The following is a 22,660-nucleotide window of genomic DNA, read 5'->3' as shown; positions in this document are numbered from 1 at the left end:
CGGGTCAAGGGCGAGACCACTGTGTGGAGAGGCCGATGACGGACATCCTGGAGCCGCACGACCGGCGGCTGATGCGTCGGCAGATGCTCGCGGACGACGTCTACGAGGCGATCAAGACGATGCTGATGGACCACACGATCCGGCCGGGTGGGCGGATCTCCATCGACGGGCTGGCGCGGGAGTTCCAGGTGTCGTCCACGCCGGTCCGCGAGGCGCTGGCGCGGCTGGAGTCGGAGGGGCTGGCCGACAAGGAGCCGCTCAAGGGGTACCGGGCGACGCCGTTGCTGACGCTGGAGGAGTTCGACGACCTGTACGCGTTCCGCCGCCTGATCGAGCCGTGGGCCGCGCGCCGGGCCGCCGAACTGATCGACGACATCGGGCGCGAGCGTCTCACCGCCGAACTGTCCACCGCCGTCGAGCCCACGTCGGTCGACTACGCGGGCTACCGGTCGCTCACCGCGCACGACAACCGGTTCCACACGCTGATCGCCGAACTGTCCGGCAGCGAGCAGGTCCGCCTCGCCTTCGAGCGGACCCACTGCCACCTGCACATCTTCCGGCTGCACTACGACCGCGACATCGGCCCCGAGGTGCTGGCCGAGCACCACCACCTGGTCGAGGCGATCTGCTCCGGCGACCCGGTCGCGGCCGAGGACTCGATGACCCAGCACCTGATCAACTCGATGTCGGTTCGCCTCCGCGGCATCTACGACCAGGCGTAGCCGGGGCTTCGACGGGTCCGGCTATCAGCGGCGGGGTGTGATCACCAGCGCGTCGCCGACCGGGCGTTCGCCGGTCGCGTCCGACGGGGCGTTGATGACCTTGCCGTTGGCCACCATCGTGGTGGAGCCGCCGCCGTCCAGGTTGATCGCCTCGCGCAGCCCGAACGACTTCGCCACCGCCGCGGCCTCGGCGATGCCCAGGCCGAGACTGGCGGTACTGCGGCCGTCGGCGGTGATCAGCACCGTCCGGCCCTGGCCGTCGACCCCGGCGATCGTGCGCGGGTTCCGCTTGTGCACCCAGCCGTAGTAGAAGTTCACGTTGTCGGCCGGCGCCATGCCGTCGGCCTTCGGCGTCCCGGTGATGCGCCCGTCGCGGACGAGCTCGGGGCCACCGTTGACGATCGTCGTCTTCGGTGACAGCCGGACATCGTGGCCGCGCTGGTCGACCAGCTCGGCCCGGATCCGCAGCCGCTGACCGAGCTTCGCGGCCGCCAGCAGCCGCGCGACCTGGTCGCCGGTCGCCTGGACGGTCCGGCCGCCCTCCGGGATCGCGCCGCCGCGGGTGGCCGTGCGGATCGCGGTGACGACCCCTCGGCGATCGACGATCACCTCGGCACCGGGTCCGCTCGGCGTCGCCACGCCGTACGACGCGTCGTACGCGATCAGCTCGTCGGGGTCCGTGCAGGTCACGTCGTGCAGCGGCTTGGCCGTCGGAAGGTCGTCGGTGGTGCCGCCGCAGTTGCGAATCAGGCCGGGCACGCGGTTCAGCCCGTCGAGCGGGAGCGGCCGGCCGATTCCGCGGACCTCGCCCTGCCAGCGGAAGCGCTCGACCGACGTACCGAGTGCTTTGTCGCTGATCACCAGCGCGGGCCGTCCCGCTGTCGGCTCGCTGACCAGGCGGCCGTCGTACACGGCGACGCCGGCCGGATCGCCCGGTGCGCCGGCCTTGGGGTCGAGCACGAAGAACCCGGCGTTCACCGCGGCCGTGGCCCCGGTCAGCGTCGCCAGCGTGCTGGTCGTCTCCCGCGCCTCCAGGTCCAGCCCGTACGACGCGTCGAGCGTGCCGCGGAACTTCTTCGGGTCGATCGTCAGCACCTGGACGCGCCACGGACCGGTCGATCCGCTGACGTCGTCGGGCTCGCCGTCCCAGCCGGTGTAGATGCTGGAACCGCTCAATCCGGCGGCGATCACCTTCGTCCGCAGGGCGTCCGCCTCGGCCTTCGTCGGGAAGGATCCGAGCCGCACCCGGTACCCGAGGTTGTTTCCGCCGGCGTCGGCCAGCTTCGGCGTCGGTACGTCCTCGACGCGCGGCTCCAGTCCTGCTGCCTTCAGCTTCGCCGCGGCGGCGTCGGCACCGGCCTTGTCCGACAGGGCCGTCGCCGGGGCATCGGGATCCGGCGAGCTCGACGGGATCGCGACCTCGACCGTCCAGGTCGAGCCGGGACCGGTCTGGCCGCGCGTGATCGTCGTCAGGGTGACGCCGGCCTGCAGGGTCGAGGTCTGGCGCGTCTCGGCGAGGTTGGCGGGGCCCAGCGGAAGTCCAGCGGCGTCCTGGGACTGAGCCCGGGCGCCTACTGCGGGAACGGCGGCGAGCGACACCACGGCGAGCGCGCTCAAGGACCGGCGAAGTCGAGACGTCATGCTCACTGTCCTATGTCAGCGGCCTACCGGCCGCAAGAGTCTGGCGGTGAACGACTGGCGATTTTCCTGGAATACCGCAGGTCAGAGCGATGTTCTGAGCAATGTAACCACTAGCTCCGATGGAGAGTGATCGACACCATGACCGGTCTTCGACGCGTTGGCAACACCGTCAAGACCGCCGCCCTGCTGGCTCTGCTGACCGCCCTGATCATCGCCGTGGGCGGCCTGGTCGGCGGTCCGACGGGTGTGGTCGTGGCGACCGTGCTGTCGCTCGGCCTGAACGCCTACCTCTACTTCAACTCCGACAAGCTGGCCCTGCGCTCGATGGCGGCGCGGCAGGTGAGTCCGCAGGAGGCGCCGGAGCTGTACTCCGTCGTCGCGGAGCTGTCGCAGCGCGCCGGGCAGCCGATGCCGCGGATCTACGTCAGCCCGATCGCGCAGCCGAACGCGTTCGCGACCGGGCGCAACCCGGAACACGCCGCGGTCGCGGTGACGGCCGGGATCCTGCGGCTGCTGTCGCGGCGGGAACTGCGCGCGGTGCTCGGGCACGAGCTGGCGCACGTCTACAACCGCGACATCCTGACCTCCAGCGTCGCCGCCGGCCTGGCCGGAATCGTCAGCATGCTGGCGAACCTGGCGATCTTCCTGCCGTTCGGTTCCGGTGACGACGACGAGGCGCCGAACCCGATCGCCACGCTGCTGACCGTACTGCTCGCGCCGTTCGCGGCGGGGCTGATCCAGCTGGCGATCAGCCGCAACCGCGAGTACCAGGCCGACCACGACGGCGCGGAACTGTCGGGTGACCCGCTGGCTCTGGCCAGCGCCCTCGCCAAGATCAGCCGCGGTACGACGGCCCTGCCGTTGCCCGCCGAATCCAGCGTGGCGACCCAGAGTCACCTGATGATCGCCAACCCGCTCACCGGCCGCGGTGTCGCGGCGCTGTTCGCCACGCACCCGCCGATGGAGAACCGCATCCGCCGCCTGCAGGAACAGGCGAGTCGCCAAGGCGTTCTCGCCCGCTGAACTCTCGCCCGGGCGAGAGGGGTAGTGCAAGGGAAGGCGGAGTTGATCGGGGCCTCTCCTCCCTCAACCACCGAACGGCCGCCCGCGCGGAGCGCGGGCGGCCGTTCGTCGTACCGCAGGTCAGGCCGGGGCGTCCCCGTGGTCCGGGATTTCCAGCTGGACTCCGCCCTGGAGGGCCGACTGGTGGGCGTAGATACCAGGCAGCGTGTACCGGGCCGCGACCCAGGCGTTGACCGGGGGCAGGGTCTTGTCGACGACCGCGCGGACGAAGTCGTCGGCCAGGAAGTGGTGCGAGCCCTCGTGGCCGTTGTGCAGGCCGGCGAACTCGGCGGGCAGGCGGGTGCGGTCGTGCACCGGGGACAGGCCCGACAGGAACGCGTCGCGCAGCGCGGGGTCGACGTTGGCCAGGTCGTCGTCCTCGAGCGAACCGGACGGCTTGGTCTCCATCAGGTGGCTGATGTCCTCGACGCCCTCCTTGGTCTGCCAGACCGTGGTGGTGGCGAGCTGCTCGAAGCTGCCCTCGGTGCCGAAGACCCGCAGGCGCGACTCGCGGATGTGCGACGGGTAGCCGACCCGGCGCATCTCGTTGGTCCGCATCACGCCGCCGTCGGCGAGCGTGAACAGCGCGGTCGCGTTGGAGAAGTCGTTGTCGAACTGGCTGACCGCCTTGTCGAACACCCCGTCGCCGCGGTCGTCCTTCACACCGACGCAGGACACGTGCGTCGCGTGCTGCCCGGTCACCGACAGCACGTTGCCGACGGCATGCGTCGGGTAGAGCATGGGCGGGAACGACGCGGTCTTCTTCCAGTCCTCACCACCGGAGTACTGGTACGCCGCGTAGAACCCGAGATCCATGTCGTGGACGTAGTCGCCCTCGCAGTAGAAGACCCGGCCGAAGTCACCCTTGGCCAGCCGGTCGCGGCAGTAGACCGACGACGGGTAGTAGTAGCTGGTCTCGCCCATCATGTACGTCAGGCCGGTTTCCTTGACCAGCTCGATGATCCGGGCGATCTGGTCGGCCTCGATCGCCATCGGGACCGTCGAGTAGACGTGCTTGCCGGCCTCGAGCGCCTGGATCGCCATCTCGCCGTGCAGCCAGCGCTGGGTGAAGATCGCGACCGCGTCGACGTCCGAGGCGAGCATGTCCTCGAACGACTGGTAGGTGACCTTCACCCCCTGCTTCTCGGCCATCGCGGCCAGCCGGTCCGGCAGCACGTCGGTCAGCGAGACCTCCGTGACGTCGGGATGCGCGGTCCACAACCGCAGGAACGAGGGGGCGAACTGGCCGGCTCCGACCACACCGATGCTGATGCTCATGACGCTAGGCAATCACACATTTTTGTTCCACGAAAGAACAAATCCGCACGTTGAAATATGTGATCCAGGCCACTCCCTAGATCCGTACGGCGGCCAGACGTTCGGGGTAGTCCGTGGTGATCCCGTCGACTCCCAGCTCAACCGCCCGCGCGAACGTCTCCGCGTCCGGCACCGGCCAGGCGGTGACGTCGAACCCCTCGCGATGCAGCTCGGCCACTGCCTCGACCGTCAGCCCCGCGATGCCGCACAACGCCGTACCGGCTTCGGCGGCGCGCGTCAGAGCCAGTACGTCGGCCACGTCCGGCGTCCGCCCGAAGATCAGGCCGGTGGACGCGGACGGCATCGCCTGCCGGATCGCGAGCAGGATCTCCGCGTGCGACGACGTGACCATCGTCCGGGCGGCCAGCTCCGGATCAGCCTGCAGCGACTCCACCAGCAGCGGTACGGCGCGGGCCGCCTTCACCTCGGCCTGGATCCGTACGCCGACGACCTCGATCGTCTCGGCCCACGTCGGCACCCGCTCACCGAGCCCCGCGTCCAATGCGCGCAGCTCGTCGAACGTGAGTTCCTCGACCGGCCCGGTGCCGTTCGTGGTCCGGCCGACCGTCGCGTCGTGCAACACCACCAGCCGGTCGTCCGCGGTGACCCGCAGGTCCAGCTCGATCTCGTCGCAGCCGTCGGCGATCGCGCGCCGGAACGAGCGGATCGTGTTCTCCGGTTCGGATCCGAGCGAACCTCGGTGTCCGGTGACGATCACAGCGTGTTCTCCTCGACTCGATTGCTCTCGACAACGATGTGGTTGCTCACAGCACCTTGCTTTCGTACAGCCGGGACACCTCGTCGGCGATCGCCTCCAGCCGTCGGGCGACCGAAGCGAACACCTTCTTCGGGTCTGCGTTGTCGGCGTAGATCTGCTGCAGGCCGGTGTAGATCGCGACGTTCGCGTTGCGCCCGTAGAGCCGGATCGCGTCCTGCGGGCGGGCGTTCACCAGCTGGGCGATCGCCACCCCGTAGTTGGGTTCGTCGGCCACCAGCTTCTTCAGCGCCGGATCCTCGCGGGCCTTGTCGACCACCGGCAGGTAGCCGCTCTGGGTGGTCCACCAGGCCGAGTTCTCCGGCGTGGCCAGGAACTCGAGGAACTTCGCGGCCGCCTGCTTGCGCTCGGCCGACGCGTTGCGGAACATCCCGATCCCGCCACCGCCGGTCGCGAGTCCGGCCGCGACCTCGGAGGGGATGAACCCGGCGCCGACCTTGAACTTCGCCTTGCTCATCGCGCTTTTCAGGCCACCGGTGGAGTCCTGGCACATCGCGACCAGGCCGCCGGCGAAGTCCGTCATCGGGCTGCTGGCCATGTAACCGTGGCCGTCGATGTGGATCAACTGCCGCTGGAACTCGCCGGCCGCGACCGCGCCGTCCTCGTCGATCGTCACGTCGAGGCCCTTGGAGTACGCGCCGCCGAACTGCCAGACGTTGCCCTGGAACTGCCAGTCGCCGTCCACCTTCGCCAGCGCCAGCGTCCGCATCGGCCGGCCGTTGGCGTCGACCTTCGCGAGCGTGGCACCCCACGACCGCAGCTCGCTCCACGTCCGCGGCGCCCGATCGGGCAGTCCCGCCTTCGCGAACACGTCGCGGTTGTAGTAGAGGATCGGCGTACTCCGGGCGAACGGGACGCACCAGCTCTGCCCCTTCACGACGTACTCGTTGAACAGCTTGGAGTGGAAGACCGCCGGGCCGAAGCCGTCGGTGAAGTAGCCGTTCAGCGGTTCCAGCGCGTCGTTCAGGAAGAAGCGTTCCCAGGTGACGTCGGACAGGACGGCGAGGTCCGGGGTCTGCCGCGCGATCAGCCCGGCCGCGATCTTCTGCGCGACGTCGTCGTAGCTGCCCTGGAACTGAGCCTCGACGTAGACGTCGGTCTGCGACTCGTTGAACTTGGCAACGAGTTTGTCGACCGCCTTGCCGTTCGTCCCGCCGTACGACGACCAGAACACGACTCTGGTCCGCCCGGCGTACTGCTTCGGTACGGCGCCGGCCGGCTGCTTGTACTCGGCGTCCGGCGAGCGGTACCCACAGCCCGCCAGCGACGCCACACCGGCCAGGCCGAGGAAAGTTCTGCGGCGCATCGTCATCCCTTCAGCGCTCCTTGCGTGATGCCGCCGACGATGTAGCGCTGGGCGAACAGGAAGATCAGCAGCATCGGCGCCAGCACCAGCAACGTGCCGGCCATGATCGTGCCCCAGTTCGCCAGGCCTTCTTCGTCCTTGAGGATCAGCAGGCCGACCGGCAGCGTGCGCATCTCGGCGGTGTTGGTGACGATCAGCGGCCAGACGAAGTTGTTCCACTCCTCGACCGCGGTGATCACCACCACGGTGACCAGCATCGGCCGCGACATCGGCAGCACCACCCGCCACAGCGTCCGCAGGTGACCGGCGCCGTCGACCGCGGCCGCATCGGTCACCTCACCGGGCAGCGTGAGGAAGTGCTGGCGCATCAGGAACGTCGCGAACGCCGACCCGATGCCGGGGATGATCAGCCCGGCGTAGGTGTTGATCCAGCCCAGCGACGCCACGGTCAGGTAGTTCGGCAGCAGCGTCACGTGGCCCGGCACCATCATCGCGCCGAGGATCAGCAGGAACAGCACCTTCTTGAACGGGAACCGCAGATAGGCGAACGCGTACGCCGTCAGGACCGCGTTGGCCACCTTCAGGATCGTGCCGGCGACCGTGATCACCGTCGAGTTGACGAAGAACCGGTCGAACGGCGCCGCATCCCAGGCGAGCTTGAAGTTGCCCCAGGTGAAGTCGTCGGGCCACCACACCGGCGGCCACTGGTAGATCTCGGCCGGCTGCTTCACGGCCGCGCTGATCAACCAGTACAGGGGCCCCAAGAAGATCGCCGCGACGCCGAGCAGGACGACGTACTGGACCGCACGCACCTTCATCGGTAGTGCACCCGCCTTTCCATCACCCGGGCCTGGATCGTGGTGACCACCAGCAGGATGGCGAACATGATGATCGACAACGTCGCGGCCCGGCCGGCGTTGAACGCCTGAAAGCCCTCGTTGTAGATCGACCAGCTCAGCGTCGTGGTGGCGTCACCGGGACCGCCGCCGGTCATCACGGCGATCACGTCGAAGGCCTGGAAGGTGCCGATCACGGTGGTGATCAGCAGGAAGAACGAGATCGGCGCGAGCAGCGGCAGCTTGATCGCGCGGAACCGGGTCCAGGTGCCGGCGCCGTCGATCGCGGCGGCCTCGTCGAGTTCCTTCGGTAGTCCCTGCAGCCCGGCCAGGTAGATCAGCGCGGTGAACCCGACGTTCTTCCACAGGTAGACGATGACGAGGCCGGGCAACGCCCAGTCGGAGTTGTTCATCCAGTCCGGTGGCTCGGCGCCGAACGGCTCGATCAGCGCCCGCATCAGGCCGTAGCCGGGATCGAAGACGAACAACCAGATCGTCGCGACCGCCGCCCCGGACAGGATGTGCGGCGCGAACGAGATCGTCCGGACCAGGCCGCGGCCCTTCAGCGGCTGGTTGAACAGCACCGCGAGCGCGAGGCCGATCACCAGGCTGCCGGCCACGATCAGTCCGGTGAACGCGACCGTGACACCCAGCGTCTTGTGGAAGGCCGGGTCGGTCAGCGTGTTCACGTAGTTGTCCAGGCCGACGAACGTCGGCCGGGCCGCGATCATGTTCCAGTCGGTCAGGCTGAGCCACGCGTTGTAGACGATCGGCCAGTACGCGAACACCGCGATCACCAGCAGGTTCGGCGCCACCAGGAGCGCGAACAGCCCGTACTCGCGGCGGGTGCGCCGCCGTCGTTCGTCGGTCCCGGGCGGTTGCCGGACCTCGTCCGGGTGCGCCCGGGCCGGCAGGTCGACCACTGTCATGCCACTTGTCTCCTCACCCTGCTCAACAGACGCTCTATGGCCTCGGCCAGGTCGGGCGGGGCCGCGAGCAACCCACCCGGCAACGACGTGCCCGGCCCGCCGATCGTGCGCGCCCCGGCCTCCCGCGCGATCAGTCCACCGGCGGCGACGTCCCACGGCTGGATGACGTGCTCGTAGTAGGCATCCGCCGAACCGTCGGCCACCGAGCACAGGTCGAGCGCCGCCGACCCACCCCGCCGCAGATCCCGTACGGCGGGCAGCAGGTGGCGCAGGTACTCGGCCTGCTCCGCGCGGCGCTCGGCCAGGTACGAGAAGCCGGTGGCGACCAGCGCCTCGGCGAGCTTGCGGCGGTCGCGGATCCGCAGGTACTTCCCGTCGCGGGACGCTCCCGCTCCGCGCACCGCCGACCAGGTGATCCCGGTCGTCGGTTGGTGGACCACGCCGACGAGCGCGCCGCGCGCGTCCTGGACCGCGATGCTGACGCACCAGTCCGGGCGGCCGTACAGGTAGTTGACCGTCCCGTCGAGCGGGTCGATCACCCAGGTCAGTCCGGTCGTGGATCTCTCCCTGGCGCCCTCCTCGCCGAGCAGTCCGTCACCGGGCCGGGCGGTCAGCAGCCCGTCGACGATCAGTTGCTCCGAGGCCCGATCGGCTGCGCTGACCGGGTCGGTGCCGGAGCTCTTGGTCTGGGCGCTCTCCAGCGACACCTCGTCCCGCCGGGACAGCAGTTCCGCCCCGGCCGCATGGGCCAGGCGGGTCGCCAGGCCGAGCAGGTCGCGCGGATCGGGAGTGGACATGCCGGTGAAATTATCACCGAACGATGGTTTCAAACAGTCCTAGGATGTGATTTTCTCACTCAATTCACATCAATCGTCATCCGCGCGCCGTCTGACCGCGGTCACACCGTCCAGCTCTCCGAGCGCGAGGACAAGGTCCTGCAGCGGCGGACGGCCGCGGAACCGCATCTCGGCCCGGACCTGCGGCCGGCCGTCCTCGCGCCGGACGTCGGTGCCGAGGATCGACGCCTCGAAGCCCATCACGGTCGCGGTCGACAGGATCGACCGCAGGACTCCGGAGCCGTCGAGATACCGGACGACGACCAGCCGGTTCCGGTCGGGCGACGGCAGGCACCTCGCCAGGCGGCCGAACGCGCCGACCGCGATCAGGTGCAGCACGGTCGCCGCGGCCGCGAGCACCGGCATACCGGCCCCGCAGGCCATGCCGATCGCCGCGGTCATCCAGATCGTGGCGGCGGTGGTCAGCCCGCGGACGACGTCGCGCCGCATGAAGATCACGCCGGCCCCGAGGAAGCCGACACCGGACACGACCTGGGCGGCGATCCTGGACGGGTCGAGATTGACGTCCGTCCCGAGCACGGTGTTGAAGCCGAACCCCGACACCAGCGTGAACAGGGCCGCGCCGGTGCCGACCAGGGTGTGCGTGCGCATCCCGGCGGCCTTCTGGTGCACCTGCCGTTCGATCCCGATCACCGTCGACAGCACGAACGCCATCACCAGCAGGAGGAGCTCGGTCCAGGTGCTGTCGGACACCAGCCTCATGCCCTGACCTGTTCCCTCCACGGAGTCATCGCTTGACCCCGATCGGGTCGCGCCCGGCCAGGTACGCCGCGACGGCCTCAGCGGCGATCGAGGCAGCTCGCTGAGCGGTCTGCCGGGTCGCACCGGCCAGATGCGGGGTCATCACGACATTGGGTGCCGTCAGCAACCGCGAGCCCTCGGGCAACGGCTCGGCCGGGAACACGTCGAAGGCGGCGGCGCCGAGCTGCCCCGACTCCAGCGCATCCACGGTCGCCTCGTAGTCGAGCAGGCCACCGCGCGCCGTGTTCACCAGTACGGCGCCCGGCCGCATCCGCGCCAACTGGTCGGCGCCGATCATGCCGCGGGTGTCGTCGGTGAGTCGCGCGTGCAGGCTGACTACGTCCGAGCGGGTCAGCAGCTCGTCCAGCTCGACCACCTCGATCCCGTCCGGCGGGGACGCCGCGTCGAGCACGGGATCGACCACGACGACGTGCGCGCCGAACGCGAGCATCACCCGGGCGACCCGGCTGCCGATCGCGCCGTACCCGATCAGGCCGACGGTCGCGCCCTCCAGCTCGGAACCGCACTCGTCGTAGGCGTAGAGGTCACTGCGCCACTCACCCTGCTCCAGGGTGCGCTGCAGCTGGGGAAGCTTGCGCAAGGCACCCATCGTCAGAGCGACCGCGTGCTCGGCCGCCGCGACCGCGTTGCGGCCGGGAGTCGAGGCGACGACGACGCCGCGCTTCGTTGCCGCGGGCACGTTCACGTTGACCGGACCGCCCCGGCAGCAGACCAGGAACCGCAGGTCGGGCGCGGACTCCAGCACCCGCTCGGTGAACGGTCCCATCTGCGTCACCGCCAGCTCGACACCGGGCAGTGCGGCGATCAGCTCGTCCTCGACGTCACTCGCCTCGTCCACCTCGGCCACCCGCCCGTACGGCGTGAGCGGCCAGGGCAGCGTCACCTCGCGGAAGTCGAACCGGACGTCCGGCAGCGCGGACAGCGCCTCGGCGAGCAGCTCGTTGCGGACGAAGTGGTCGCCGGCCAGCAGGGTCTTGACGGTTCTCATCGAACTCCTGAAATCGTCGGGCGGGGCTCCGGGGACGCATCGCCGGGGCTCGGGCGGGGGTCGGGTGGTCAGGGCGGGCACCGGATGGTCAGGCCGGGGCTGGGAGCGTTGCCGCTTGATACGCCGGCGCCGGATCCGCCCAGCGCGGGCGGGCGGCCTCGATCCGGCGCAGGTAGTGCGCGTAGCCCTCGGCGTAGAAGGCCGCGCGGGTGGGATCGGGATCGATCTGGCGGGTCTCGGCGATCCACTCGGCACCCACGTCGCCGAGCACCCGCTTGGCGGCGATCACCGCGCCGCGGGCGGCGACCTGCGAGGCCTCGGTGGTGTGCAGCGGGGCGTCGAGCACGTCGGCGAGGATCTGGGTCCACTCGTTGCTGCGGGCACCGCCGCCGCACACGGTGACCTTCCCGGACCAACCGGCCGCCTCGAGGCAGTGCCGGGCGGCATACGCGATGCCTTCGCAGGTGGCGCGCAGCAGATCACCCTGGGTCGTGGACAGGGAGATGCCGTCGAAAGTACCGCGGGCGTTGGTGTCGACGAAAGGCGCACGCTCACCAGCTTCGGACAGGTACGGCAGGACAGTCACGCCGTTCGCGCCGGGCGGGCTGTCGGTGAGGAGCTGCTGCAGCTGGTCGGTGGTCGCGCCGACGAGGTGCAGGACGCGGTCGAGCGCCGCGGTACCGACCATCGCGGGCATGGCCCGCAGCCAGACGCCGGGGGTCCAGGTACCGAGAATGAGCCCGGCCGGTTCGCCGTCCACCGGGAGGTCTCGCGTGACCACCTGACAGGCGAGCGTCGTACCGACGGTGAGCAGCGCGTCGCCGACCTCGGTCACGCCTGCGCCGATCGCCGCGGCCGGCAGGTCGTACGGGCCGGAGGAAACCCTGGTGCCCTTCGGCAGGCCGATGCTCGCGTCGTGCAGCTCGCCGACCGGGCCGTCCGGCGCGACCGGAGCCAGCAGATGTCGCCAGTCGCTCAACCCGCAGGCGCTCAGCGCTTCCGCGTCGTAGTCGCCGGTTCGCGGGTCGAGGAACGGCGCCGACGCGTCGGAGATGTCGGTGGCCCGGACTCCGGTGAGCCGCTGCATCACCACGTCCTTGCAGTACGCGGCGGTGGTTGCCCGGGTCAGCGTGTCCGGTTCCTCTTCCAGGACAGCTGCCAGCAGCGGCCCGGACGCCCCTGGGAACATTCGGTTCCCGGACCGCCGAAAGACTTGCTCGGCCACACCGCTGTCGGTCCAGCGACCCAGGATCGAGCTGCTCCGTGCGTCCAGCCAGGAGATCGCAGGACGCACGGGACGCCCGGCTTCGTCGACCAGCCAGAGCCCATCCCCCTGTCCAGTGATCGCCACCAAACTCACGGGCTCGCCGGCTGCGCCGGCCTCGCCCCCGAAAGAGGAGGAGGTAGGCCCAGCGCCACCCGCGGCTGACCGGCGTGCTTCGCCCGCCGAGCCGTCCGATCCTCGGCCGGCGCCCCTGTCGCCACCCAGGCGGTGCACCAGCTCCGCGATCACCTCGTTGACCGAAGCAACGATCTCGTCGGTGTCGTGCTCGAACCGGCCGGGCCCCGGGCGGACCAGGCGGGTCGGGCGGGACGCCTCGCCGACCTGGCGACCCTGGTCGTCGAAGGCGACGGCCTTGGTGACTGTGGTTCCGACATCGACACCGATCTCCACTGCGGCCTCCTAGAGTGGTGCTACTTCAACGGTGGCGCCCTGGTCGCGCAGGCCGCGGACCAGGTCCTCGGGCGTCTTCTCGTCGACGACGACCACGTCGAAGTCGGTCAGCGGTGCGAGCCGGTGCAGCGCGGTGCGCTGCAGCTTGCCGTGGTCGACGAGCAGCACCTTGGTCCGCGCCGACCGGAGCATCGCCTGCTTCACCAGGACGATCTCCTGCTCCTGGTGGAAGGCGTGCGTGGGCGAGACCGCCGAGACGCTGCAGAACAGCAGATCGGTGTGCAGGGCACCGACGGCCTCCGCGCACGGCAGTCCCCCGAACGAGTCGTGCGTCGCGGAGTAGATCCCTCCGAGCGCCAGCAAGGTGACGTCGCGCAGCTGCGTGAGCCGGGTGATCGCGGGCAGGAAATTCGTTGCCACGGTCAACGGAGTGATGTCCTCGAGCAGGTCGACGAGGGCCAGCGCGCTGGTCGAGTCGTCGAGCATCACCGACATGCCGGGCTCGATTTTCGTCCGGGCGTGCCGGGCGATCGCGGTCTTCTCGGACTGCGCGGTGTTCAGCCGGTAGGCGACGTTGCTCTCGAACACGCTGGTCGGCTGCGCGGTCACCCCGCCGCGGAACTTGCGGACGACGCCCTGGCGCTCGAGCTCGTCGAGGTCGCGGTGCACGGTCATCACGCTGACCCCGAACGCCTCGACCAGATCGTTCGCGGACACCGAACCGTGCTGGACGACGTACGCCGCGATCTCGGCCTGGCGGCGCGCGGGGCGGCTCAGCTCGGTGTCGGTGTCGATCTCGTTCATTGCGGGATCTCCGTTCGCAGTGCGGGGACGTTGAAGGCTTCGAGACCCACTGTGCCGTCCTGCTCGCGCAAGCGCACCAGCGCCGCGGGACCGAGTGCCGGGAGAAGTCTGCGGTAGTCCTTGACCGCGAGGCCGAGGACCCGGCAGACCAGCAGCCGGATCAGCGTGTTGTGCGCGACGACGAGCACCTTGCCGCCCGCGTGCCGCCGGACGATCTGGTCGAAGGCGCCGTGCACCCGCACGGCCGCGTCCGCGACGTTTTCCCCATCAGGGAAGGGATTCGCGACCGGGTCGAGCTCGAAGGCCTGGCCGACCGACGGCGGCAGCTCGCTCAGCATCTTGCCCTCGGCCGATCCGAAGTCGACCTCGCGGAGCCGCGCGTCGACGGTCGGTTCGAGCCCGAGCGCTTCAGCGGTCGGTGCGGCGGTCTGGCGGGCGCGGAGCATCGGCGACGACCAGAGCGCGTCCGGCCGGAACTCCTCGACCGCCCACGTCCGCAGGAACTCGGCCTGCCGGACACCGACCGAATCGATCGGCAGGTCGGTCGATCCGGTGTACCGGTTCCCGTGGTGCCACTCGGTCCGCCCGTGCCGCGCCAGGACGACGGTCGTCCTCATCGCAGGTACCCCCGGCGCTCCAGCTCGGCCACGAAGGCGCCGTACAGGTCGGTGAGGCGTTCGCTCGGGCGCGGCTCGATCACGCGGCTGATCCGGACCATCCGCCGCGCGGTCCCGGCCACCGACGTACCGCGGGACGCCGCCAGCACAGCCATCCCGTACGCCGGATCAGCGGCCTCCGGCAGCTCGACCGGTACGCCGAGAACGTCGGCGCGCAGCTGGTTCCAGTGCTCGCTGCGGACCGCGCCGCCGGTGAGCGCGACCGACCGCGGCGGCTCGGCGCCGAGCCGGGTCAGGTGCTCGAAGGCCAGCCGCTCGACGAACGCGACGCCCTGCAGCACGCCGAGGTAGCGATGCAGATCGTCCGGGACGTCACCCAGCTCGAACCCGACGGCGTCGGGCGCGACAAACGGGAATCGCTCCCCAGGCTTGGTCAGCGGGTAGATCGCGGCATCGACCGGCCCGGTCCGGTGGGCCTGCTCGACCGCGGCCCGGTCGAGCGCGTCGAGATCCGCGCCGGGCAGCATCGAGGTGAGGGCACCGGCGCCGGTGTTGGACGCGCCGCCCGGAAGCCAGCCGTCGCCGTCGGGATGGCGGTGGCTGTAGACAGCGCCGGTCGGGTCGCGCAGCAGGTCCTTGGTGACGCCCTTGAGCACGAGCGTCGTCCCGAGCACCGAGTTCCAGGCGCCGGGGGTGAGCGCGCCGGCGGCGATCTGGGCCGCGCAGCCATCGGTCATGCCGGCGACGATCGGCGTACCGGCGGGAACCCCGGTGACCTGCGCCTTCGCCTTCGAGACCGCGCCGATGACGGTTCCCGGCAGGACCACCTCGGGCAGCGTGCCGACGGGCAGTCCGAGCTTTTCGAACGCCTCGGCCGGCCAGCTACCGGCGAGGTCGTAGCCGGTCTTCAACGCGTGACTGGTGTCGGTGGCGACCGGATGGCCGGCGAGGTCGGCCGCGACGACGTCCGCGCTATGGGCAACGAGCTGGTCGTCGGCGGGGCCGAGCCACAGGATCTTCGGCAGCGCCCAGGTCGGCTGCATCGCGGCGGCCCAGCGCTCCGGATCGGCGGCGACGACCCGCGGCAGCAGTTCGGCGGCGCGGGCGTCGTCGTACATCAGCGCGGCGGAGGCGGGCCGGCCCTGGCGGTCGGTCAGGACAACGGTGCCCGAGGTCGAGCAGATCGCCAGGCCCTCGATCTCGCGGTCCTGAGCCAGCGAGCGCTGCGTGTCATCGGCCTGGGTCACCTCGGCGAGGACTTGCTCGACGGTGGTGATCCACTCCCGCGGGTCCTGCTCGTGGCGGACTCCGTCGCGGTGGCTGGTCAGCGGGCGCGCGGCTCGCGCGAGCACCTCGCCGGCGGCGCCGACCAGTACGGCGCGCACGCTCTGCGTGCCGAGATCAAGGCCGATCCACGCCACAGTTCCGCCTCCCGATGTTAGTTACGTTGGTAACATAACACCAGGAAGCGATAAGAGGATCCCTCAGCAGTGCATCAGCAGCAACGACCGGTCGGCCGTGGCGACCTCGAGGCGGCCCGCGTCGACCGCACCGAAGGCGCCGATCGGTCCACTCGCCGGCCGGCCGTGCCGGTTGAGCCAGAAGCCCCAACCGGCCGGTGCGTCCGGCCACTCCGGATCGGGTTGCCAACCGAGCGGCGGTCGCCACGACTCGGTCGGCGGCTCGGGCCAGCTGGGTGGTGAATTGAAGCGATGCACGGGCGGCCTTTCCGGATCCCCAGGAGACCCCGATCGGTGAGAGGTATCTGACCGCTCAACGACCGGCGTCGTCGGAACGTCACGCCTAAATCTTCGTAAAGTTTATGGTCGGCAACCCCTTTCTCCCAGCCCAACAGGTAGTGACGATCAGCCACGCTGCGTACCGTTGCCGACAGCCACGAACCGTCACGCTGCGCAGCCGGATCACGGAGGGTTGACATCCCCGGCGGACCGACGGACCTTGAACGGAGACGATCGGCGTCGGTGGGGGGACCATGGATACTGATCAGAGCGTCGTGCTGCCACACCGGTTCACCGGCCGGACCGGCGGCGCGACTCTGCTGAAGCTGCGCTGCGCACGAGCACGCCCGGGCCGCCCCTTCGGCTCCGACGCCGTCACCCAGCTCACCGACGACGGCCTGCTCGGCCAGGTCCTGTGGAGCACGACCTGTACGGCGACCGACGTGACGCAGGCAAACTTCCGGCAGCTCCGGGACAGTGGGCTCTTCCTCGTCCACGTCACGCTGAACGGAGTCCCCGGAGAGCAGGCGCGGGTCCGCGAGCTCATCCTCGCCGTTCAGGTGCTGCGCAGCCTGGGAGTCCTGGTCGAGTACGACCTGGACCTGTTCGCCGGGACGCCGCGCTTCGCCGGCGTGCGGGACAAGGTCGCGATGCTGCGGGCGATGGTCGGCGACGGCTCCACCCCGGCGTACTTCACGACCGCGGCGATCGAGGCCGACTGCTCACCCTGGCTTGCGGGCTACCAGCAACGACTTGCTCCGGCGGTCCGGCCGTGGCTGGGCACCGACGGACTGTCGCACCAGCTCGCCGAGGCGTGGGCCGAGATCCTGCTCGGCGAGCGACTGCTGCTCGGACTGCGCGGTGGCGCCGCGCACCGGATCGCCCTGCAACGGCTGACCCTGCGCAGCAACACCGAGCTGCTGAACCTGGTCGCCACCAGCGCCCGCGAGTTCGAGACCTCCGGCGACACCAGGCTGCTCGACGACGAGCTGGTCCGCCCGCGCGCCGAGCTGCTGGTCGCGACGATGATTGCCCTGCGCAACAGGTTCTGGGCCGCCAACGCGCAGTCCGCCGCGGACCGGCCCGCCGCCTACGGCGGGTGACCACCTTTCGATCTGGGTGCGAAGGGTTCCGGTCGCCGCTTCAACGTTGTAATACTGAGGCAGGGATCCGTACCGTCCGCCCACGAAGGGGTCCGCCATGAGGTTCGCCCGCCCGCTGCTCACGTCCGCCCTGACCACGCTGCTGGTGGCCGGCTCCGCGCTGCTCGCCTCAGCCGCCGTACCGCCGGAACCATCCGGATCTCCTGCCAGGACGGAGAATGTGATGGCCCAGACCTTCCGCAACCCGGTCAACGCCGGCGCCGACCCGTCGATGATCTGGCACAACGGCAGGTACTACGTCGCGACCACGACCGGCGACCACATCGGCATCTGGTCGTCGCCCAGCCTGGCCACGCTGCTGGTCGCGCCGGAGATCGTGGTCTTCCGGGACAGCGATCCGAGCCGGAACACGCAGATGTGGGCGCCGGCGTTCCGGCACGTCGGCAACCGCTGGTACATCTACTACACCGCCTCCGACGGCGTCGACGCCAACCACCGGATGTACGTGCTGGAGTCGGCCGGCGACGACCCGCTCGGGCCGTACACGTTCAAGGCGAAGATCGCGGACTTCGGCGAGTACGCGATCGACGGCGAACCGATCACGCACAACGGCCGGCAGTACTTCGTCTGGACCGGCCCGGGCCGCGGGCAGGGCGGCCCGGCGCAGCTCTACATCGTGCGGATGAGCAATCCCTGGACGGCGACCGGCAACCGCGTCGCGATCCCTGCCAGCGGTGGATGCACCGAGGTCCGCGAAGGCCCGGCACCGCTCTACCGCAACGGCCGGACGTGGCTCACGTACTCGACCTGCGACACCGGCAAACCCGACTACCAGTTGTGGATGAAGAGCATCGCGAACGGCGCCGACCCGATGGTCGCGGCGAACTGGGTACAGCACCCCGGACCGATCTTCTCCCGCAACGACGCGACCGGCGTCTGGGGTCCGGGCCATCACTCGTTCTTCACCTCGCCGGACGGCACCGAGGACTGGATCGCCTACCACGGCAAGAACACCAGCACCTACACGTACGCGTTCCGCACCACCCGGGTGCAGAAGATCAGCTGGAACGCCGACGGCTCGCCGAACCTCGGCAGCCCACTCGCTGCCGGCGCCACCCAGCAACTGCCCTCCGGCGATCCCGGTGCGGCGACCTCGGTGATCAACGACTTCGACCTCGGCACCGGCCAGAACCAGGTCGAGTACGCCGGCCCGTGGAACTCCGGCTCCGGCTGCGGCAACCAGTGCTTCTGGGGCAACGACCACTGGACCGGCATCGCAGGAGCGTCGGCCACGATCCGGTTCACCGGGACCAAGGTCGCGTTGCTCAGCGTCGTCGACCGCGGCAACGGCATCGCGGCGATCTCGGTCGACGGCGGCCCGGAGCAGCGGGTCGACTACTACAGCTCGATCCGGGTCGGCGAGCAGCTCACCTACGTCAGCCCGACGTTGCCGCCCGGCCCGCACACGCTCCGGATCCGGGTCACCGGCGAGAAGAACCCCGCCTCCACCAGCACCCAGGTCAGCGTGGACCGGATCGAGGTGTACTGACCATCGGCAGGCAGCCCCCGGTGTCGTGGGCGGATGACAGAATGGCGAGGTGGGTGAGACGGCACAGGAACTGGTGAACGGGCAGAGCTCCGCCTGGCAGCGGATTCTCGCGCACCCGTTCGTGCTCCGGACGTCCGACGGTTCGCTGCCCCGCGAGACCTTCGACCGGTGGTTGACCGAGGACTACTTCTTCGTCCGGTCGTTCCAGGTCTACCTGCGCGAGCTGAGGGCCATCGCCCCCGACGACGAAGCCCACGCGGTCCTGGCGAACGGGATCGCCGCGCTCGTGCCGGAGCTCGCCCTGTTCGAGAAAGCCGCCGCGGAACGGGGACTCGACCTGGCCGTCGAGCCGTCCCTGCTGAACGTCGGCTACTCGGCGTACCTCCTCAGCACTGTGCGTGAAGGCTGGCCGGTCGCGATCACCGTCCTGTACGCCGTTGAAAAGGCCTACTACGACGCCTGGGCCTCGGTCCGCGACCGGACCGGCCCGGAGACGCCGTACGCGGGATTCATCGCGAACTGGTCGTCCCCGGAGTTCGCCGCGTACGTCGACCAACTGGCCGCGCTGGTGGACCGGGAGCCGCTGACGCCGGCGATGGAGCTCGGCTTCGACCGGGTGGTGCGCTTCGAGCTCGCGTTCTGGGATCTGGTGCACGGGTGAAAACCGCAGTCCTCGCGAGCGGCGTCGTACTGGTCGCAGTGATCGGAGGCGTCGGGGGCTACGTCGTCGGGGACCTGACCGAGCCCACGACGACTGCGAACGCGAACGGCACCTACCCCACGGGCGACGACTCCCCGCCGGCCACTGATCCGCCGCTGCCCCGGAAGACACCCGAGCCGAATACGCTCGCCGCGCTCGAGGCCGACGAGTTGAGCTTCCGCACCCAGAACTTCACGATCCACGACGAGTCCGGTGCGCCGGTCCGGCTGTCGATCCGGGTCCCGCGCGGCTGGCAGCTGACCCGGGACCCGAAGATGCCACGCGAGGTGAAGTTCCTCGATCCCGAGCGGGAGCGCGCCGTCCGGGTCGAGTCCGCGCTGCCGGATCAGCTGTCCCCCACCGATTCGATGAACAAGCTCGTGGCCGGCCTGAAGTCGAGCCAGCCGTACGAGAACGACCTGAAAATTTTGTCCCAGACCGACGGGCAGCTCGAGGCGAACGGCGAGGTTCGTACGGTCTCCACGCTGGTCTACACCTTCATACCGATCAAGACCCTGCGCCACGTCATCGTGCGCTGGGTCGCCACCGGCGGGGACGATGTCGCGACGGTGGAGATGAGCATCACCGGGCTGCCGCAGGACGCCGCGGGACTGAACGCGGTGGCGCTCGAGGCGTCCCGGTCGGTTCGCGAGACCGGCTGACCGCAGACGACCGCGTCGATCACGCGGCGAAACCGGCCGCGCGGGGTCGAACCTTTCGCCGGTTTACGGTGTCCAAGAGCCAACGGGGGCTGGACCGGGGAGGAGGGATGCCCGTGGCCGGGCGACGCGCCGGAGCGGTGCTGCTGAGTGCTGGGCTGGTCGTGATCACGCTGGCCGGCGGCGCCGGTGGTTACGGCATCGGGCATCTGACCCAGCCGAAGGCTCAGCCGAGCGGTTCGGCGGCGCCGTTGCACGTTGACGGAGGCGACGGTACGCCGACGCCGGTCGAGCCGGTGAACACCGCCGTACCGGATCCGACGCCCGCGTTGCGGCGCAGCGAGCTGCGGTACAAGGAGCGGGAGTTCGTCGCGGAGCAAGCGGTGCGGTCCCGGGTGACGGCCGAGGTGCCCAAGAACTGGCGGATGACCCAGCCGGATCCGCCGAAGGAGGCCCGTTACACCGACCCGACCGCAAGACGGTACGTGCGCATCGAGGCAGGGTTCACCATCGAGCGTCCACCGCAGGCGTCGATGGAGCAGCGGATCCTGATGCTCGCCAACACGCCGAGCCGGGAGGACCTGCGAATCCTGAACACGCAGGTCACCGAGGACGGGCGGTCGGCCACGCTGACCTACACCTTCATCCCGACCCGCGCGGACGGCGACCCACGCCCGCAGGCCTTGCGGTACGTCGTGGTGCGCTGGGTCGCGCTCGACGACTCCGGTGACTGCGCTGTCGAGATCAGCTCGACCGGGCTGATCCAGGACAAGGACGCGATCTGGGCGGTGCTCGAACGGGCGTCGGACACCGTCACCCGCAGCGACTCGGAGTTATGACGCGTCGACCGGCCAGATGGTGCGGAAGACGACCGAGCGCAACCGGTAGAACCGGCGACGACTCGACTGAACCAGGGCTGGCGACGGCAGAAGCCGGTCGAAAACATCCCGCACGGGGGAACTCCTCAGCGGCGCGGTGAAACAGGGGCCGCAGCAGAGTAGGCGGCCGGACGCACTCTGTGAAATCCCCCTGACACCAAAGTTTACGAATCAGTTGCGTTGGACGGTGCTGTGAGCGGGCAGCTCACCCATCGTCCGCGGCTCCACGTAGCGCTGGTAGCTGAAGCCCGCGGCGCCACCGAGCAGCAGGGCCAGCACGAACGCGACCACCCAGCGGCCGCGGCGCCGCCCGGTCCTGGCGGGCTGGTCGGAAGGGGCTATGTCGTCCGTCGAGGCGGCGATCGAGGCGAGGGGCGCGATCGAAGCCGCGCCGGATCCTGGCGCCGCCGGGGCGACGGCCGAGCCGCCGGCCGGCGACGCGGCCTGCGCCGCGGGGGCAACACCTGAGGCGCTCGCGCCGGCCGCCGGCGCCGCGGGCTGCGCGCCTGGAGCGGCGGCATCCACCCCGGCGGAGCCCACGCCACCGCCTGCCTGAACCGAGCCGGACTCCGGCGACCGGGCACTGTCGGCCCCTGCGCCCGAGCCGGCCTCTTCGCCGGGCTTCAGCAGCGTCGGCGCGTTGGCGTCGCTCGGGGCGGTCGGCTCGGGGTCGGCGCCGACGGGAACGGGGGTGGTGACTGCCTCCGCGGACGGCAGCTCGGTGGGCGCCTCCGACGGCGGGCGCTCGGTGGGACTGTCCACGGCCGACCGATCCACCGTGACCTGCTGCGTCGGCAGACCGGAGACCGACGCCGGGACGAACCCGTGCGTGGTCTCGTCGAGCGCACCGACCAGCTCGCGGGTGAACGTCGCGACGTCCGGCCACCGGTTGGCCCGGTCGGGATCGAGTGCCCGGACGATGGCCTCGTCGATCTTGTCGGGGATGTCGAAGCCGAGGCTGCTCGGCGGCGCCGGAGCGTGCACGCGGCCGGCCGCGCCGAGGCCGTCGACCTGGTGTGGGGAGCGGCCGGTCAGAGCGGCGTACGCGACGGCGCCCAGCGAGTACTGGTCGGCGCGTTCGTCGAGGCGTTCGCCCATCGCCTGTTCGGGCGCGACGTACGACGGAGTGCCGCCGGGCATGGTGATCCGGGAGACCTCGTCGAGCGACTTGCCCAGTCCGAGGTCCGACAGCACCGCCCGTTCGCCCTCGTCGGTACTGCGGAACAGGACGTTCGCGGGCTTGACGTCGCGGTGCAGCAATCCGCGCCGGTGCAGCGCCTGCAGGCCCCGCCCGACCTGGACGACGACGCCGACGGCGTCGGCCAGCGCGAGCGGCTCCTTCTTCAGCCGGTCGGCGAGCGTGCCCCGGTCGGCGTAGGTGAGGACCAGGAAGGGGCGCCCGTCCTCCAGCTCACCGACGTCGTGCACCTGAACGACGTGCTCGGACTCGACCCGGCGCAGGAACCGGCCCTCCTCCAGGAACCGCCGCCGGACCGCGTCGTCGTGGGCCCAGTTCTCGGCCAGCACCTTGACCGCGACCTCGGCGTCCAGCTGCTCGTCGTGAGCCAGCCACACCGTCGCGAAACCGCCTGAGCCCAGGCGTCGGCGCACGACGTACCGGCCTAGTCTGGATGGGACCCCCATACAAGGCATTATGGATCACTGGGAGTTCCGCGCTCCGGGGCCGGTGAACAACCCGGTTGACAACCGGGCCCACCGTGAGGACACAGTGAGCCACGAC

22 protein-coding genes are annotated in these 22,660 nt (G+C 70.2%); 7 read left to right on the top strand and 15 right to left on the bottom strand.

What is annotated here, in order from left to right:
• Positions 1-35: 35 nt before the first annotated feature.
• Positions 36-722 carry a GntR family transcriptional regulator gene (locus tag BWI15_RS35080; protein ID WP_077018775.1) on the top strand — a complete coding sequence of 229 codons (687 nt, stop codon included), beginning with the start codon at positions 36-38 and terminating at the stop codon, positions 720-722.
• 24 nt (positions 723-746) lie between these two features.
• On the opposite strand, the gene BWI15_RS35075 is transcribed toward BWI15_RS35080, so the two are convergent.
• A complete protein-coding gene (locus BWI15_RS35075) occupies positions 747-2,363 on the bottom strand; it encodes a phosphodiester glycosidase family protein (protein WP_077018774.1) in 1,617 nt (538 codons plus the stop codon).
• Positions 2,364-2,501: 138 nt separating this feature from the next.
• Here BWI15_RS35075 and htpX point away from each other — a divergent pair, with 138 nt between their 5' ends.
• Positions 2,502-3,386 (top strand): zinc metalloprotease HtpX, encoded by an 885-nt coding sequence (gene htpX / locus BWI15_RS35070; RefSeq protein ID WP_077019510.1) that lies wholly within the window; start codon positions 2,502-2,504, stop codon positions 3,384-3,386.
• A 120-nt stretch (positions 3,387-3,506) separates the two neighbouring features.
• Here the strand turns inward: htpX and BWI15_RS35065 are convergent, their stop codons facing one another.
• The 13 genes from BWI15_RS35065 to BWI15_RS35005 all read right to left on the bottom strand — a co-directional run bounded on the left by BWI15_RS35065 (position 3,507) and on the right by BWI15_RS35005 (position 16,009).
• A complete protein-coding gene (locus tag BWI15_RS35065; protein WP_077018773.1) occupies positions 3,507-4,703 on the bottom strand; it encodes a Gfo/Idh/MocA family protein in 1,197 nt (398 codons plus the stop codon).
• A gap of 76 nt (positions 4,704-4,779) precedes the next feature.
• Positions 4,780-5,460: a glycerophosphodiester phosphodiesterase gene (locus BWI15_RS35060; RefSeq protein WP_077018772.1), complete on the bottom strand. Its 681-nt coding sequence runs from the start codon at positions 5,458-5,460 to the stop codon at positions 4,780-4,782.
• A gap of 46 nt (positions 5,461-5,506) precedes the next feature.
• Entirely contained in the window at positions 5,507-6,829 is a 1,323-nt protein-coding gene (locus tag BWI15_RS35055; protein WP_083751175.1) for an ABC transporter substrate-binding protein, read from the bottom strand.
• The gene (locus BWI15_RS35050; RefSeq protein WP_077018771.1) at positions 6,826-7,641 is read right to left on the bottom strand and encodes a carbohydrate ABC transporter permease; all 816 of its coding nucleotides are present in this window, start codon (positions 7,639-7,641) and stop codon (positions 6,826-6,828) included. Before BWI15_RS35050 ends, BWI15_RS35055 begins: the two co-directional genes overlap by 4 nt.
• The gene (locus BWI15_RS35045) at positions 7,638-8,588 is read right to left on the bottom strand and encodes a carbohydrate ABC transporter permease (RefSeq protein ID WP_237771591.1); all 951 of its coding nucleotides are present in this window, start codon (positions 8,586-8,588) and stop codon (positions 7,638-7,640) included. Before BWI15_RS35045 ends, BWI15_RS35050 begins: the two co-directional genes overlap by 4 nt.
• On the bottom strand, positions 8,585-9,385 hold the full coding sequence (locus tag BWI15_RS35040) for an inositol monophosphatase family protein (RefSeq protein ID WP_077018770.1): 801 nt from the start codon (positions 9,383-9,385) through the stop codon (positions 8,585-8,587). The genes BWI15_RS35045 and BWI15_RS35040 overlap by 4 nt, the downstream gene beginning before the upstream one ends.
• A 69-nt stretch (positions 9,386-9,454) precedes the next feature.
• A complete protein-coding gene (locus BWI15_RS35035) occupies positions 9,455-10,147 on the bottom strand; it encodes an MgtC/SapB family protein (protein WP_077018769.1) in 693 nt (230 codons plus the stop codon).
• 25 nt (positions 10,148-10,172) lie between these two features.
• A complete protein-coding gene (locus tag BWI15_RS35030) occupies positions 10,173-11,195 on the bottom strand; it encodes a 2-hydroxyacid dehydrogenase (RefSeq protein ID WP_077018768.1) in 1,023 nt (340 codons plus the stop codon).
• 88 nt (positions 11,196-11,283) lie between these two features.
• A complete protein-coding gene (locus BWI15_RS35025) occupies positions 11,284-12,870 on the bottom strand; it encodes an FGGY-family carbohydrate kinase (RefSeq protein WP_077018767.1) in 1,587 nt (528 codons plus the stop codon).
• Between the two features lie 9 nt (positions 12,871-12,879).
• The gene (locus BWI15_RS35020; RefSeq protein WP_077018766.1) at positions 12,880-13,674 is read right to left on the bottom strand and encodes a DeoR/GlpR family DNA-binding transcription regulator; all 795 of its coding nucleotides are present in this window, start codon (positions 13,672-13,674) and stop codon (positions 12,880-12,882) included.
• Positions 13,671-14,291, bottom strand: coding sequence for a histidine phosphatase family protein (locus tag BWI15_RS35015; RefSeq protein WP_077018765.1), 621 nt, complete (start codon positions 14,289-14,291; stop codon positions 13,671-13,673). The genes BWI15_RS35020 and BWI15_RS35015 overlap by 4 nt, the downstream gene beginning before the upstream one ends.
• Positions 14,288-15,712, bottom strand: coding sequence for an FGGY-family carbohydrate kinase (locus BWI15_RS35010; RefSeq protein WP_077018764.1), 1,425 nt, complete (start codon positions 15,710-15,712; stop codon positions 14,288-14,290). The genes BWI15_RS35015 and BWI15_RS35010 overlap by 4 nt, the downstream gene beginning before the upstream one ends.
• 63 nt (positions 15,713-15,775) lie before the next feature.
• Positions 15,776-16,009: a hypothetical protein gene (locus tag BWI15_RS35005; RefSeq protein ID WP_077018763.1), complete on the bottom strand. Its 234-nt coding sequence runs from the start codon at positions 16,007-16,009 to the stop codon at positions 15,776-15,778.
• Between the two features lie 275 nt (positions 16,010-16,284).
• Here BWI15_RS35005 and BWI15_RS35000 point away from each other — a divergent pair, with 275 nt between their 5' ends.
• From BWI15_RS35000 to BWI15_RS34980, 5 genes are all read left to right on the top strand, one after another.
• Positions 16,285-17,133 (top strand): hypothetical protein, encoded by an 849-nt coding sequence (locus BWI15_RS35000; protein ID WP_143466092.1) that lies wholly within the window; start codon positions 16,285-16,287, stop codon positions 17,131-17,133.
• 97 nt (positions 17,134-17,230) lie between these two features.
• A complete protein-coding gene (locus tag BWI15_RS34995) occupies positions 17,231-18,682 on the top strand; it encodes a family 43 glycosylhydrolase (RefSeq protein ID WP_077018761.1) in 1,452 nt (483 codons plus the stop codon).
• Between the two features lie 49 nt (positions 18,683-18,731).
• Positions 18,732-19,343, top strand: a complete 612-nt coding sequence (locus BWI15_RS34990) for a transcriptional regulator (RefSeq protein ID WP_077018760.1) — start codon at positions 18,732-18,734, stop codon at positions 19,341-19,343.
• Positions 19,340-20,044: a hypothetical protein gene (locus BWI15_RS34985; protein WP_077018759.1), complete on the top strand. Its 705-nt coding sequence runs from the start codon at positions 19,340-19,342 to the stop codon at positions 20,042-20,044. Before BWI15_RS34990 ends, BWI15_RS34985 begins: the two co-directional genes overlap by 4 nt.
• Positions 20,045-20,157: 113 nt before the next feature.
• Positions 20,158-20,880: a hypothetical protein gene (locus BWI15_RS34980; RefSeq protein WP_143466090.1), complete on the top strand. Its 723-nt coding sequence runs from the start codon at positions 20,158-20,160 to the stop codon at positions 20,878-20,880.
• Between the two features lie 210 nt (positions 20,881-21,090).
• Here the strand turns inward: BWI15_RS34980 and BWI15_RS40360 are convergent, their stop codons facing one another.
• Entirely contained in the window at positions 21,091-22,530 is a 1,440-nt protein-coding gene (locus BWI15_RS40360) for a serine/threonine-protein kinase (protein ID WP_237771590.1), read from the bottom strand.
• Positions 22,531-22,660: the final 130 nt, after the last annotated feature.

The organism is Kribbella sp. ALI-6-A (assembly GCF_001984195.1).
Classification (GTDB): Bacteria; Actinomycetota; Actinomycetes; order Propionibacteriales; family Kribbellaceae; genus Kribbella.
Note: the sequence above shows the minus strand (reverse complement) of the source record. Positions and strands in the feature narration are given on the sequence as shown.

Excerpts from the sequence above, each read along its gene's own strand:
- BWI15_RS35080 (WP_077018775.1), top strand. The coding sequence starts at position 36 with ATGACGGACATCCTGGAGCCGCACGACCGGCGGCTGATGCGTCGGCAG.
- BWI15_RS35075 (WP_077018774.1), bottom strand. The coding sequence starts at position 2,363 with ATGACGTCTCGACTTCGCCGGTCCTTGAGCGCGCTCGCCGTGGTGTCG.
- htpX (WP_077019510.1), top strand. The coding sequence starts at position 2,502 with ATGACCGGTCTTCGACGCGTTGGCAACACCGTCAAGACCGCCGCCCTG.
- BWI15_RS35065 (WP_077018773.1), bottom strand. The coding sequence starts at position 4,703 with ATGAGCATCAGCATCGGTGTGGTCGGAGCCGGCCAGTTCGCCCCCTCG.
- BWI15_RS35055 (WP_083751175.1), bottom strand. The coding sequence starts at position 6,829 with ATGACGATGCGCCGCAGAACTTTCCTCGGCCTGGCCGGTGTGGCGTCG.
- BWI15_RS35050 (WP_077018771.1), bottom strand. The coding sequence starts at position 7,641 with ATGAAGGTGCGTGCGGTCCAGTACGTCGTCCTGCTCGGCGTCGCGGCG.
- BWI15_RS35045 (WP_237771591.1), bottom strand. The coding sequence starts at position 8,588 with ATGACAGTGGTCGACCTGCCGGCCCGGGCGCACCCGGACGAGGTCCGG.
- BWI15_RS35040 (WP_077018770.1), bottom strand. The coding sequence starts at position 9,385 with ATGTCCACTCCCGATCCGCGCGACCTGCTCGGCCTGGCGACCCGCCTG.
- BWI15_RS35035 (WP_077018769.1), bottom strand. The coding sequence starts at position 10,147 with ATGAGGCTGGTGTCCGACAGCACCTGGACCGAGCTCCTCCTGCTGGTG.
- BWI15_RS35030 (WP_077018768.1), bottom strand. The coding sequence starts at position 11,195 with ATGAGAACCGTCAAGACCCTGCTGGCCGGCGACCACTTCGTCCGCAAC.
- BWI15_RS35020 (WP_077018766.1), bottom strand. The coding sequence starts at position 13,674 with ATGAACGAGATCGACACCGACACCGAGCTGAGCCGCCCCGCGCGCCGC.
- BWI15_RS35015 (WP_077018765.1), bottom strand. The coding sequence starts at position 14,291 with ATGAGGACGACCGTCGTCCTGGCGCGGCACGGGCGGACCGAGTGGCAC.
- BWI15_RS35000 (WP_143466092.1), top strand. The coding sequence starts at position 16,285 with ATGGATACTGATCAGAGCGTCGTGCTGCCACACCGGTTCACCGGCCGG.
- BWI15_RS34995 (WP_077018761.1), top strand. The coding sequence starts at position 17,231 with ATGAGGTTCGCCCGCCCGCTGCTCACGTCCGCCCTGACCACGCTGCTG.